Annotated in this window: 8 protein-coding genes; all 8 read left to right on the top strand. The window is 46.4% G+C overall.

The annotated features are described in order from the left end of the window. The first annotated feature begins 48 nt into the window (after positions 1-48). Positions 49-2145, top strand: a complete 2097-nt coding sequence (locus FHS17_RS23770; protein WP_167280957.1) for a hypothetical protein — start codon at positions 49-51, stop codon at positions 2143-2145. Positions 2146-2265: 120 nt separating this feature from the next. Further along, on the top strand, positions 2266-2763 hold the full coding sequence (locus FHS17_RS23765; protein ID WP_167280956.1) for a hypothetical protein: 498 nt from the start codon (positions 2266-2268) through the stop codon (positions 2761-2763). 122 nt (positions 2764-2885) lie between these two features. Further along, positions 2886-3155 carry an alpha/beta-type small acid-soluble spore protein gene (locus tag FHS17_RS23760; RefSeq protein ID WP_167280955.1) on the top strand — a complete coding sequence of 90 codons (270 nt, stop codon included), beginning with the start codon at positions 2886-2888 and terminating at the stop codon, positions 3153-3155. 247 nt (positions 3156-3402) lie between these two features. Next, on the top strand, positions 3403-4605 hold the full coding sequence (gene metK, locus FHS17_RS23755; protein WP_167280954.1) for a methionine adenosyltransferase: 1203 nt from the start codon (positions 3403-3405) through the stop codon (positions 4603-4605). Positions 4606-4779: 174 nt separating this feature from the next. Further along, positions 4780-9210, top strand: coding sequence for an Ig-like domain-containing protein (locus FHS17_RS23750; RefSeq protein ID WP_167280953.1), 4431 nt, complete (start codon positions 4780-4782; stop codon positions 9208-9210). Between the two features lie 977 nt (positions 9211-10187). Beyond that, complete coding sequence (locus FHS17_RS23745; RefSeq protein ID WP_167280952.1) at positions 10188-12905, top strand: stalk domain-containing protein; 2718 nt, start codon at positions 10188-10190, stop codon at positions 12903-12905. A 172-nt stretch (positions 12906-13077) separates the two neighbouring features. Beyond that, positions 13078-14238, top strand: coding sequence for a sensor histidine kinase (locus FHS17_RS23740; protein ID WP_167280951.1), 1161 nt, complete (start codon positions 13078-13080; stop codon positions 14236-14238). Positions 14239-14246: 8 nt separating this feature from the next. Then, complete coding sequence (locus FHS17_RS23735) at positions 14247-14975, top strand: response regulator (protein WP_167280950.1); 729 nt, start codon at positions 14247-14249, stop codon at positions 14973-14975. Positions 14976-15257: the final 282 nt, after the last annotated feature.

Below are 15257 nucleotides of genomic sequence, written 5' to 3'. Positions count from 1 at the left end.
CATTCTCGTCTATTTAATTAAATCTAATTATACGGAGTGAATGTGACAATGCGGAAAAGCTTTAAACGATCGACAATGCTCGTATCTCTCTTCGTTGCTTTTGTGATGCTTCTTAGTGCCATTCCGGTATCCTTCGCAGCAGCGACGACGGCATCATCGGTTAATAAGAAGGTGTACATATCGGGTAATTCCTATGTACAGCTGACGGATGCCAGCTTAATCCCAAGTGTTGACGGTGCTACGGCTAGCTTTACTTTTGAATTTTATAACGGCAGCAGCTCTCCTATTAATCTTGTGGATTACTGGGCACGTTTAAAGACAAAGAGCGGCACCAAGTACACGCTGACACTGCTAGACAAGGCTAACAAAAAGAATGTTAGTCCAAAGTCTAGTACAACTCTTACTTTCTACAGTGCAGTAGGCTCTAAAGTAACGATGGATCAACTTATTTTAAACTTTGTAAAATTTGATTTCTCTGTTTCTGGATATGAGAAAACAATCGGCCAATTCACATTCCCTGCTGGTTACACCAATGATGTGAAGGCTGGCGGCTATCGTGCTGTTAAAATTGGCGGTTCCAGCGTGAACATGCGTGTTAATAAGACAACAGTGGGTAAGACTGTGGATAATTATTCAGTTAACCTGACTTATGTTGCTCGGAATACAAGTCAGTTTGGTGTTAATCTCCCAGAGTATAATTACTATATCAAGACTGCAGTAGGCTTATATAAACTATCTTTGAAAGATACAGCAGATCAAAATCTGCTTCTGGCACCATCGGTACTTAATACGATTGAATTGACGGGTTCTATTCCAAATACCGTATCGACATCGGGGTGGAAATTCATTGTTACCCAAAAGGTAACAGCAGCGGAAAATACACAAGTAGAATTACCGGTAGTTTCATTCGTAACACCAGTATCCGTTGGTAATACAAGCACTGGCACAGCAAAACAAAGCTTTACGGACGCCAATGGTACTTATAATGTTGAACTTCAATCCGTACAACGCATGCCTTGGAATAATGAAGATAATGTTGTAGCAAAGCTTGCTGTGAAGAACAGCAGTTCGACATATCTGCCATTACCTGATCTTACAGGAACAATGGTTCTTGATGACTCTATAACATTGACCAGCCAGACAGTTAAAAATGCCGGTGATATCAGTATCGCACCAGGTGCTACTACGACAATAACTTTCATCGGCAAGCTGCAAACTAGTTATAATTGGAAAAAGTTTGAGCTACAACTAAATGAAAAATCCGATAAAGATACGGTAGAAGTAGCAGAAGTAACAAAATCTGATGTTACATCTATTTATTCGGTAGCAGCAGGTAATGTATACACACAAAAATCGATTGGTTCGGAAATGGGCGTTAAAATTACGGATGTTCGTACGTACAGTGGAGATACAAATGATCTGTATGCCGTTTATCTCGATGTTACGAACAACCAATCCAGAAGCAAAACTATGCCGCAATGGACGGGATATTTCAAATCGGCAAACGGCAATTATTATGATGCTAGCTTTGTAAAAACAGCTACGACAATCACTCCAGGTAATAAAGAACAAGTTATCGTGTACACCAAGCTTCCATCAAATGTAAGTCGCGATGGACTGCAGTTGTTGATGGGTGAAGCCATTGATGATAGTGGTTTGCTGAAAGGAACAACGGGAACGCCTACTGGTTACATCCGTGGCGTATTGTTTGGACTACCAGCTGAAACCACTACTAATAGCAACAAAGATATAAAGGTTGGTCCATACACGGTAGATCTCACTCAATTTAGCGTGTTTGTTCAAAATGAATTGAATGTTGTGATCAACATGGCCAGCACGGTGAACCGTGATTACAACTATGACGGATTTACACCATCCAAGCTGCAATTTGAAATGGTATACGAGCCAACTGGCGACGTATTATGGACCCAAAATGTAAGTCTCGAAAGTCAAGCAGATAATAGCCTACAATGGAAAGTCGGCAATAACATGAATGAAATTACTCAAAAACAAACTGAAAACAAATACTGGAGCAGCTATACATTAAATGTTTATGAAGTGTTTAATGGCAACAAGAAGAAGCTGTTCTCCAAAGATGTGAAATTTGCCCCTTCTTATAACTGGTTAGATGAACCGAACAACTAATCTGGTTTATGAGTAAATTTTAAAGTAAGAAATAACTGGTTAATCCCATCCAAATCTAGTATCTTATTAAGAGATACTAGATTTGTTTGCGTAATTGCGTAAGAAAGGAGTTTGTCGAAATTGAAGAAGTATGCACTACGGATTGTGTTGGCAGTTGTTCTAGTAGGAGCAGGCCTTATTGCTGGGGTTAACTGGCCGACAACCCTTGAGGCGGAATCAAATGCAACGGTACCCGGCTCTGTAGACGACCCGGTGGTAACGAAGAGCTATGTAGATGAACAAATTGCGAAAGCCGGTTCTGGAACAGGTGGAGGAACAACGCAGCCTGAGACAGGTGGTACAAGCGCCAAGCTGGAAGTTGTAGCAGTACCAGCAGGTAAAGTCCTCATCGCCAATGAAGGCACAGAGGTCGTTGTACGCGCAGGCAAAGCCGTTGTCTATAGTACGGATGCGAATGGCATTGCCGATCTGACTGATGGTAAAGACTTAACGAATGGCAAAGCGATCATTGCCAACCATCATATGTTATTCCCGCGTGCGGGGCGTGGAGTTACAACAGCACCAGGCTATACGAAGTCCTTAACCCTGCTTGTTCGAGGCAGCTACGTTATTCAATAAACGAAGGCAATGGGTGTTATAGAACATTTTGCCCGGACTGACAATAGGTTATACGCTTCAAACTGCTCGGAAGGACACACAATAAAGCCACGTTCCTAAATTCATATGGAGGTGTTCTTATTATGAGTCGTTCCAACAAAGTGGTTGTTCCAGATTGTAAAGCTGCGCTGAACCAAATGAAGTATGAGATTGCTGCTGAGCTTGGCTTGTTTGCATCACACGGAGTGAGTACTGGTGCAGATACGGAATTTGGCGATGAACTAGGCGGGGTAAGCGGTGGAACTCATATTCAATGGAGAGAAGTAACGAGCCGTGATGTTGGTTCGATCGGCGGCAGCATAACACAACGTCTTGTTGCTCAAGCGGAAAAAGTACTAAACGGATATACTTAAGCTTAATGCTTAAGCCTTTATTAGAAGGCTAAGCTTACGTTTTGAGGATGAAATTTAGGTTGAGTAAAGAGAAAAAATATACTCCCTAAAATTTTATCAAATATTGGTAATCGTTGACACCAAGCGACATTTTCGGTATTATACTGTTTTAGAGAGTTGTCTAACAACCTTTTCCTTCGGGGAAAGGTTCATTTTTTGTGTAGAATGTCTGCACTTATTTCATACTAGCTGTAGGAGGTTGATACGGATGTCTGTTAAAGGTCGTCACTTGTTTACATCGGAATCAGTAACAGAAGGCCACCCGGATAAGATTTGTGACCAAATCTCGGATGCTGTTCTGGATGCGTTTCTGGAAGCGGACCCTTACGCTCGCGTAGCTTGCGAAGTTTCGGTTGCAACTGGTCTTGTACTTGTTATTGGAGAAATCAGCTCCCGTGCTGATTATGTCGATATTTCCGCAATTGCTCGCCGTACAATTAAAGAAATTGGTTATACGCGTGCAAAATACGGTTTTGACTCCAGCACTTGTGCTGTGCTTACATCGCTTAACGAACAATCCGCGGATATCGCGCAAGGGGTTAACGCTGCGCTTGAGAGCCGCGATGGGAAAGACGTTCAAAAAGAAAACGAAGACATCGGTGCTGGTGACCAAGGTCTGATGTTTGGTTTTGCAACGAACGAAACTCCTGAGCTGATGCCTTTGCCAATCGCATTGTCGCATCGTATTGCTCGCCGCCTTTCCGAAGTTCGTAAGAACGACACGCTGGGCTACCTGCGTCCGGACGGTAAAACGCAAGTTACAATCGAGTACGTGGATGGCAAACCAGTTCGCGTAGACACGATTGTCGTATCGACTCAACACGCAGAAGAAATTTCCCTGGAGCAAATCCAAGCGGACATTCTTGAGCATGTTATCAAACCGGTTGTTCCTGTTGAGTGGCTGGATGAGCAAACGAAATACTTCATCAACCCTACAGGTCGTTTCGTAATTGGCGGTCCTCAAGGTGATGCTGGTCTGACTGGCCGCAAAATCATCGTTGATACTTACGGAGGTTATGCTCGTCATGGCGGCGGTGCATTCTCCGGTAAGGATCCAACGAAGGTTGACCGTTCCGCAGCTTATGCAGCTCGCTATGTAGCGAAAAACATCGTTGCTGCAGGTCTGGCTGAAAAATGTGAAATCCAATTGGCTTACGCGATTGGTGTAGCACAGCCGGTATCGATCAACGTTGACACTTACGGCACTGGCAAAGTATCGGAAGAAGTTCTAGTTGAAGTCGTTAAAAACAACTTTGATCTTCGTCCTGCTGGCATTATCAAAATGCTGGACCTTCGCCGTCCAATCTACGCTCAAACAGCTGCTTATGGTCACTTCGGCCGTACAGATGTGGATCTTCCTTGGGAGCGCGTAGACAAAGCTGAGAAGCTTAAAGCAGACGCACTTGCTTAATTTATAAATAAATATAGAAAGCCCTGAATTTTTGGATTCGGGGCTTTTTTGTCGTTTTCTGATGCAACCTTTTCTCTTCGAACTTCGACTAATACCTAGTTAGCCTAAATTTTTCAAGTCGATTTGCCGACAAATAGGGTACAAGTGTATTTAGCTGGGGAGTGATTGTGGGGAATGAAAGTACATAGCCGAATTAGTTTCTTGATAGCTGTATTATTGATGCTTCAAATAAGCCTATCTGGATGGGCGGGGGATACGACTACCGTTCATGCTGCCTCAAGTGGACCTGTAGTTGTGGGCATGAGCCCAGCGGATAACGCAACGGGGATCACGCCTACGAGTGATTTGACACTAACGTTTGATGAAGCTGTAACAAGGGGGTCCGATTCGGCCACCATTACGATTTATAACTATAACACCAGTAATATTGTCGAAAGTATCCCAATGAACTCCGGCAAAATCAGACTCGATGCGACAAGCAGAGTAGTTACTATTAATCCTGATGCCGATCTGAATGTGAATACGGATTATTATGTACTGATTGATTACGGTGCTTTCGCCAATGTGTCTAACGGTGCTTATTATGCGGGAATATCCAGTGCTGCCGCCTGGAATTTCAGGACTGCGGCGGTTGTGGATACGACAGCTCCTTCGATTACGAATAAGTCACCAGATTCAGGTGAGACTCAAGTGTCCGTAGATAGTAAGGTCATTCTTCAATTCAGCGAACCGGTCTACGCGACTAGTGGCAGTGTGACTTTAAGCAGTCCTGCGGATACTAAAAATATTCCCGTAACCTCAAGTATGGTGCAAGGCAGCGGTACGAATAAGATTACGATTACGCCAGCTGCTTCTTTGGACTCTAATGCGGATTACACGGTTATGATTCCTCGAACAGCTTTTCAGGATGGTGCTGGCAATGCGCTAGAGACGGGAGGAGCATCCTACATAAGCTGGAGCTTCCATACGGATGTAGCCCCGCTTAATATCGTCTCCATTACACCGGCTGATAACGCCACTTCTGTATCTGTGTTGACGGATAAGCTGACCATGGCCTTCGACCATAATGTGATGGCGGGTACGGAGAAATATATTGAGATTAAAGAGTTCAAGACCAATACGACTTTTGCCAAAATCAAAACAAGCTCTTCTCAAGTCGTGTTTACAGGGGCAACGGCAACGATTACGCTGCCATCCAGCCCGAGATTTAGCGCCAATACCTCTTATTATGTATTAGTAGACGCGGGAGCGTTCATTGAGACCGACTCCGGCAACAATTATCTGTTCCCAGGTATTTCGAATGCTTCGGCATGGAGTTTTACAACTGGGTATGGCAATGATACGACAAAACCTACACTTCAGACTCTATCGCCATTAGCTGGCGGAATTCTGACGGCAACAACGGGCAAGCTTGTCTTAACGTTCACAGAACCTGTATTCCAAGACAGCGGAACGATTGAGATTCGCACGGTTACAAGCGGCACCTTGTTCCGCTCCATCCCGGTTACATCAGGCCGGGTGTCCGGCGGCGGCACAGATACGATTACGATTGATGCGACAAGCAGCTATGGCAGCGAATCCGCTAAAGCTTTTGTTAATAATACAGCTTATTATGTGACATTTGGCAGCCATGCTTTTAAAGACGGGGTAGGATTGTATTTTGACGGATTAACAAGCTCATCAAGCTGGAGATTCACGGTTACGCAAGATAATGTGAAGCCGACCTTGGCGGCGACTTCTCCTGCTAATAATGCCATTTCAGTTGATACGAAAGCGACGTTATCGGCTACGTTCAGCGAAGCTGTTCAACCTGGCAGCGGGCAGATTACCCTTCAATGTGTGAGCAGCACAAGTGGTATTTGCAATCCTCAGCAGATCGGAACATCGGTAAGTGTTGATCCGCAAAATAACAAGAAGCTGATCATTTCGCCGAATCAAGAGCTGCAGGCAAATGTCGTATATTATGCGGTTATCGATCCGAACGCCGTGACAGATCTCGCGGGAAATGCTTTTAACGGGATTCAGAATGAGTATCAATGGACATTCAAGACTCTTGGCGGCGATACAGCGGCTCCGACTGTCTCGAAGCTCGAAGCCAATGGGTCAACCATTGTGATGACCTATAATGAGGGCCTTATGGAGAATTCGATTCCAACGGCAGGCAGCTTCTATATTACAGTGGATGGGGCTTACCGCTCCGTTAATGGGATTTCGGTATCTGGATCCACAGTTACGTTATCCGTGTCTAGTACCATTGTAGATGGACAGCAGGTGAAGCTTTCCTACACGAAGCCATCCACAGCAACTTTGGGTATTCGTGACCTCTCAGGTAATCAAGCTTTGAGTCTATCTTCGCAGACGGTTACAACGGCAGTGGATGTCACTAAGCCTTATTTGACCGGTGGTACGGCTGCAGGCGGTATCGTGACCTTGATCTTCTCGGAAAATCTGGCTGCGCTCAGCAGTTACGCCTATTCGCAGTTCAGTGTCTACGTTGGGGGCAGTTACTACACGCCAACTTCTGTATACAGTTCAGGCAACAAAGTGATTATCGCTATTAATGCCTCGATTGATTCCGGTTCCTATGTGAGTGTATCGTATACAGCTGGTTCTTATCCGGTGCAGGATCCGTCAGGTAATAAAGTAAACAACTTCAGCGGCTATTCTCTTACAAATTCGGTTGATACATCGGTACCAGCTTATCAATCGATTGAAGCTTATGGATCATCTATTATCATTACTTACAATAAAACGCTGGATTCCTCCAGAAGGCCATCAACTGGACAATACAGTGTTGTTGTTAATAATTCAGTTCGTAACGTAACGCAAGTATCGGTTTCGGGTGCTCAGGTATTCCTGACGGTAAGCCCTGAAATTTCATCAGGTTCGACAGTTAGAGTTTCCTACTCGAAGTTATATACGTCTTTAGTCGATTTAGCAGGTAATGAGGCGGCTGCGTTCAGCAATGTATTGGCATCAGTAGCGAATGCGCCAATTACGGATAATGGATTATATGGAGCAGTTGCAAAAGGAACCAAGCTGACTTTGTCCTTCTGGAAAACACTCAACACGTCTTATGTTCCTTCATCCGCTTATTTCGCTGTTAAAGTAGATAATTCGTCCGACCCGGCGACCAATGTAACGATTAGCGGCAATACGGTTGTATTGACCCTATCAAGAGCGCCTAGTGTGGGCGATGCAGTTACCATTACTTATTATGCAACATCATCAAATAGCTTACGTACCACAGACGGCAGTATCATTGATAGCTTCACGAATGTTACTGTAGCGAACCAAACGACTCTTATCGATTCTTTGCCAGGCAATTATGAGGAAGCAGATGGGGGCGGCATCGGACTTACGGCTTCTATGGCCACAACGACCTCGGATATCTCTCCAGGGGGATACAGCACCTCACGGTATACCGTATCGGCAGATAAGCTGACGACAGCCTATACAGCAGGTAAGGGAGCCGGAATCAGCAATCTGCGTGTCGTGTTTGAAGTTCCAAGCTCAGAGAGGGCAGGCATTGTTGCTGTTCCACTCACAGCTTTAGAAAGTGCGTATCGCTTAAGTTCAAGCGCATCATTTGCCGTGCAGTACGGGACGCTTGTCTATGAGATTCCATTAAATGCATTAGTGTTCAAAAATTTAGCTTCCTTAGTTGGTTCAAGCTACACAACAGGGAACTTGCTGGTTGAGATGGAAAGAGGCAATACTTCAATGACCAGCTCTTTAACCTCGGCGATCAGCAAGGCAGGGGCATCATTGTTGTCGACACCTGTTGTGTTCGAAGCATCCGTTGTGAATGGAAATAATCAGGTAACAATTCCTGAATTCGGCGGTTACGTAAAACGCAGCTTCGAATCGACTACTTCTATTAATGCAACGAACAGCGCAGTTGTCTGGCTGGATCCGCAAACCGGCAAGCTGTCATATGTGCCAACGACCTTCTCGACCAGCAACGGTTCGACGGTTGTATCGTTCAAGCGGAAAGGTAACAGTGCCTATGCTCTAGTCAGCGGCTCTTCGAAGTTTACGGATATCAGCTCGCATTGGGCGGGGTCCACGATCAAAATGCTGGCAAACAAGTTCATTATAGAAGGTCGGTCAGGATCAACAACGAAGTTTGATCCGCAAAGCTCGATTACCCGGGCAGAGTTCGCTTCTTATATCGTACGTGGACTAGGACTGTCCGGCAGCCGGAGCGACGCGGCGAAGTATAAGGACGTAACAGCAGGGACGGTGACGGCTTCTTACATCGGAGCAGCGTCCAAAGCGGGAATCGTAACAGGTAATACCGACGGTACCTTTAAGCCAAACAGCCCGATTACACGTCAAGAGATGGCGGTCATGATGTCCCGTGCGGCAAAAGCAGCGGCGGTGACCATTTCTCTGCCGTCATCCGAATCATCGTATTTGTCGAAATTCAGTGACCGCACCAAAGTGGCATCCTGGGCAAAGACCGATCTGGCCAAAGCCGTATACATCGGCGTCATCACCGGCCAGACCGCAACCACCTTCGGCCCGACCAAAAACGCGACTCGCGCCGAGGCAATCGTAATGATCAAACGTCTGCTAGAGTATGTAAATCTGTTAGAGTAACTCCCTTACTAGAAAGCCCCTGCTCAGCGACATGGTCGCTGAGCAGGGGCTTTTGTTTAGTTTCTGCAGGTCATCAGTGGGCGGTAGTAGGACTACCGAATACAAGATGATCCAGGCTGGTTAAGGTCCCGAAGGGACCTTAACCAGCCAACTAGCCATGCTCTTCTCGCAGTTAGGATCCCAGAGGGACCTTAACTCCCACGCACTAGTCCAAATCGACGCTCATATTTACTCACTCAGTTACTTTAAGGTCCCCGAGGGACCTTAACCATCGAACTAGCGAAGCTCTTCTCGCACTTAAGGTCCCTTTGGGACCTTAACACCAACGCACTAGTCCAAATCGACGCTCGAATTTACTCATTCAGTTACTTTAAGGTCCCCGAGGGACCTTAACCGCTCAACGAGCTATGCTTATCTAGCACTTAAGGTCCCTAAGGGACCTTAACACCCATGCACGAGTCCAAATCGACGCTCATATTTACTCACTCAGTTACGTTAAGGTTCCTCAGGGACCTTAACCGTCGAACTAGCTATGCATTTCTCGCAGTTAAGGTCCCTAAAGGCCCTTAACAAGGTAGTTCGGTCATCAGTGGGCATGAGCCCACGCGATGACCTACTTCTTTTTGTGCACCCCCCAGGTGCTGGCGGATGGGAGGCGGGGGCAAGAAGGGGCGGAGAGGGAAGGTCATTCTGGAGAAGCAGCATATGCTTCCGATGTAGCTTTCTTTCAGAAAGCTTTTAAGCGTTCGCCTTTGCAGCTGAATTCTAACGATAACATCGTTAAAAAATTCAAAGAATTCAGCTGCAACAGCGATCGGAAGAATGACCTTTCCTCGCAGCCCTGCCTTTCCCCCTCTACCATTCATCCGCCCAGCACTACACACCCCAATTATTAAGAATTTTTTATAGACGGAACTTTTCCGACTCTCGAGTAGTCTATAATGAGTAGATTAATAGATTAGGAGAGTTGCTATACAATGAGTAAGGTACGTAACAACAATGTCCGTCAGACGGGAAGCTTGGGTAAAAAAATTGCAGTTGTAGTTATCGGTGGTACACTGCTCTCACAACCAGTCTCGTCAGCACTTTCTTTTGAATGGAACCCATTGCAGATCGGAACTGTGGCAGCTGCTACTGCAGAACCATCCCTTAAGCTTCTTCAACAGTCGTATATTACGGCAGGCGCACAACGTATGGACTATTTGTGGAAAACGACACGCAGCGGCAAAGCAGCACAAGCGAATGTCCATGTCATCGAAGTAGATCTATCTAATCCGTATGTGAATGTGAACGTCATGAGCGGCAAAAATAATACCGTAGGTAAACTGAATACGGTTATGAATATGACCAAAGAAAACGGCGCTGTCGCAGGTATTAACGCCGATGTTTTCGTAACAACGACCGAAGGCTCGCCAATGGGCGCGCAGGTAACCAGCGGAACGCTGATGACAAGCCCGATGCAAATCAAGGGCATGTACGCTTTTGCGGTGACCAAAGATCGTAAGCCAGTCATCGACAGCTACACTTTTGACGGGAAGGTTACGTCTGCAGACGGCTCAAGCTTTGTCTTGGCTGGTCTCAATCAGTCAGCCTATATGCCTGAAGGCGGTACATCGAACTACAGTCACGCTAATACTCTCTATATCTACAATAGCGCTTGGGGCGGTGCAGAGCGTCCTAAGAACTCTTCTGCGACGCCAACGGAAGCATTGGTCGTTAACGGAGTCGTTCAGCAAATTTCGGACGGTAAGCCGCTAACAGGAACTATTCCGGCAGACGGATATATCCTTCGTGGCCACGGTACTGCTGCGAAATACATCATGGAGCATCTACAAGTCGGCCAAGCCGTAACGTCAGATTACTCACTCGTGTCTCAGACATCTGGTCAAAAGGTTGATCCTACAAGCTTTGAAATGCTGGTAGGCGGACATACGATACTCGTCAATAACGGCGCGGCTGCGACATTCTCCCGTGATATTACAGGCGTAAGCGGCTCTTCCTACGTATCCCGTTCGGCAGTAGGCTACTCGAAGGACGGTACGAAGGTCTACCTGATTACAAGCGAAGACTACGGCGATAGCACAGGCCTGAACCTAAAAGAACTGCAGCAGGTCATGGTGAAGCTTGGTGTTTATAAAGGGATCAACCTTGATGGCGGCGGTTCAACAACAATGATTGAGCGTCCGCTCGGGGAAACATCACTTCGCCTAGCGCATTCGACACAATATGATACGACGCAGCGCAGCATTTCCAATTCGATTGGGGTGTTCACAACTGCACCGCAAGGCAATCTGAAGGGGATTACGGTCAGCGGCTCTAACGTGCTCTTTATTGGACAAAGCACCAGCTTCTCTATAAAAGGCTATGACAGCTACTACAACCCTTATACAGTAGACGGGGCGAACGCTACTTGGAGCAGCTCTACGGCTGGCATAGGCGCGTTTAACGGCAATACGTTTACCGCTACTAAGGCAGGTTCAACGAAGATTACTGTTAAATCCGGGGCAGTTACTGCCAGTTACCCGGTTGAAGTAATTGGTCAGGATCAAATTGCCGAGCTGAAGCTCGACACGGCAGCTGGTCTATTGTCAAAAGGGGCAACAGTATCAATCCCTGTCAAAATAACGCTGAAAAACGGCAAAACCTATAAATTGTCCGGAGATTCGCTGAAATGGGAATTCATCGGCTTTACAGCAGCGACTAGCGGAGATACCCTGACAGTTGGTTCTGTAACCTCTGGTACGAAGACGGGTTATGCGATTGGACGCTACGATGGTTTTCCAACGATGATTCCGTTCACACAAGGCGGCTCTGAGAAGACGCTTGAGACTTTCGAAAGTGTCGGTTACGCCATTAACCCACAAGTGACCCCTGCTGCTACAACAACGGGAAGTGTGAAGCTTGTGACGGATCTGCCAGGTCAAACGTCCGGGAAAGCATTGAGCATTTCCTATGACTTTAGTGCCGGAACCGGTACCAAAGCGGTATATGCCCAGTTCAATGGCAGCTCTGGCAAATCGATCGATGGTTCACCGATTTCCATGACAGTGGATGTATATGGGGATAAAAGCTTGAACTGGCTGCGTGCCGAGTTCATCGATGCGAATGGCGCCGTCCATTTGGTTGATCTTGCAAAACAGCTGGATTGGTCCGGCTTGAAATCGGTCAAAGCTGACTTGTCGGCTAAAGGCATGGCTTATCCTGTTAAGCTGAAGCGCATTTATGTGGTAACCACACCGGATGGGCAGGACGAGCGTGCAGCAACGGGAACAGTAGGCATTGATAACATTAAGCTTCAGTATGCTGCGTCAGCAACGACTCCAACAGCTCGTCATATTGAAATGACGATCGGTAAGAAAGCCGCTTTGTCTAACGGCAAGTCCATCGCTATGGAAGTTGCGCCTTTCGAGACAAGTGGTACGACTTATGTACCTATTCGTTTTGTAACCGATGCGATGGGGGCTACCTTAAAATGGGACAATAAGCTCAATCGCGTAACGGTAATTAATGGATCAAAAATGCTTGAAATGGTAATCGGGAAAAAGGAAATGAATATCAATGGCGCGCTTTTCGAGACCGAAGTGGCCCCAATAATCAAGAATGGGCGTACGCTTATTCCGATCCGGTTATTCTCTGAAAAGCTGGGTCTAAAGGTCACCTATGACAGCAAGACGAAAAAGATTGCCATCGATTAAGTGTGGACGAGCGGCTGTAAATGTGTGTTATGATAAGGGGGAATAGCCTTCTACAAGGTGAAACTGCTTGTCGTACTTTGGTAGCGGGAGCATTTCATCCGGAGAATTCTAAGCGCTATTTATAAGATGAAACTTATATATTCTTAGAATTTGAGAAAGGTTGCCGATTGTTTTGGACCAGCACATTGTCGATATTAATAAAGTAATTACTAATGCGATCTCCGTTATGGAGGACAGTAAACTTCAAATTTACGAAATATGCGAATCAGCGCGCCAGGAGCTTGAATCACTTGGCCAGGAGCTTGAGATCGTGTTAGCGGAAACGATAACGACGATTGAGAGAGTTGACCAGCTTGAACAGGACTATCGGCGTGCCCGTATCCGGCTGACTGAAGTCAGCCGGGATTTTGTTCGATATAAAGAAGAGGACATCAAAACCGCCTATGAAAAAGCAACACAGATCCAGCTCGACCTGATGGTTTATCGCGAGAAGGAAGCGTATTTGAAAACGCGGCGCGATGATCTGCAGAAGCGGGTCCGGAATGTGGAGAAGTCTATTGAGCGGGCGGAGACGATTGCCTCTCAGATTAATGTTGTCCTTCAATACTTGTCTGGTGATCTGAACCAGGTAACACGTATTTTGGAGACAGCGAAGAACAGACAGATGATGGGACTCAAGATCATCGTCGCGCAAGAGGAAGAACGGAAACGGATTTCGCGAGAAATTCATGATGGGCCGGCTCAATCCCTTGCCAATATTGTTCTTCGAACGGAAATTGCAGAAAGAATGCTGCTGAAGAAGGAATTTCAGTTGGTGCAGGACGAATTAGTAGATTTGAAGGGGCAGGTTCGTTCCGGATTGGAAGAGATTCGTAAAATTATTTTCAATCTGCGTCCGATGGCCCTGGATGATCTGGGTCTTGTACCTGCACTTCGTAAGTTCGCTCATGATTTCGAGGATAAGACGAAGATCCGTACGATCTTCGAGCTTAACGGCAAAGAAGTCAGAATGCCGTCAGCCATGGAAGCTGCGGTGTACCGGCTCGTTCAGGAAGCGTTTACCAATGCGCACAAGCATGCTAGAGCATCCTTTGTCACGCTGGAGGTTGCTTTTTCGACAGAGACGGTCACGGTTATTATCGTGGATAACGGTATTGGATTCCAGAGCGAACAAACGGAAAACCATGCGCAGGATAACTCCCATTTTGGCTTGATAGGCATGCGTGAGCGTGTAGATCTTCTTGAAGGGAGGATGGAAATCGACTCAAAAATAGGACACGGGACGAAGATTATAGTTCATATCCCAATTTCAGTAGAGAGTAGAAAGGAGTAAGATGACGTATGAACCAGGCAGCGCCGGGAACAAAGCAAAAAATTAAAGTATTGTTAGCCGACGATCACCAACTTTTCCGCGAGGGGCTTAAACGGATCTTAAACATGGAAGACGATCTAGAGGTAATTGGGGAATGTGGGGACGGCATTCAAGTACTCGAATTCTGCAATCACACTATTCCAGAGATCGTACTCATGGATATCAACATGCCTATCGAGAACGGTGTAGTTACGACAGAGCGTTTGAAGACGATTTTTCCTGATGTGAAGGTTATTATCTTATCCATCCATGATGATGAAAGCTATGTATTCGAGACACTCCGCAAAGGGGCTACCGGATACTTGCTGAAGGATATGGAAGCAGAGTCACTTATCAACGCGATTCGTTCCGTAGTGAACGGTCATGCATATATCCATCCCAAGGTGACAGGCAAGCTGATTAATCAACTTCGCCGTATGACGTACTTGGACGACATGGGCGTTATTTCCGGAGCTGCAGCAGGCATGGAACCAGGTGTGAAATTTGTAGCAGGTGAAGACAATCCACTGACTCGCCGGGAGGCAGAAGTACTGCGTCTCATGGCTGAGGGCAAAAGTAACAAAATGATTGGTGAGTATTTGTTCATTAGTGAAAAAACAGTTAAAAACCATGTAAGCAGCATTTTGCAAAAGATGGAGGTTGACGACCGTACACAAGCGGTTATTCAATCCATCAAGTTTGGCTGGGTAACGCTGTAGCCGGGCATTAGGTGCGCGGCTCTAGCGCGCAGGAGGCGAGGGGCTCGATCGAGGGCAGACCAAAGCTGCATGCGAGAGGCAGAAACTGGGTGAAGAGCGGCCCGCCATCAGGCGGCCCAAAGTCATAGCAGGTCTGGTTACAGGTACATAATAGAGTCCCGTGTCGTAGACGCGGGATTTTTTTGTGTTTTGGGGGATAAGACCCTGTCAGGGTCTTATTGATGGGCAAAAGGTGGTTAGATGCGGAGAAATGGTGAGTGCGGGGTGAGATAAGACCCTCGT

Origin of the sequence: Paenibacillus lupini, from assembly GCF_011761355.1 — a bacterium.
Lineage (GTDB): Bacteria > Bacillota > Bacilli > Paenibacillales > Paenibacillaceae > Pristimantibacillus > Pristimantibacillus lupini.
Note: the sequence above shows the minus strand (reverse complement) of the source record. Positions and strands in the feature narration are given on the sequence as shown.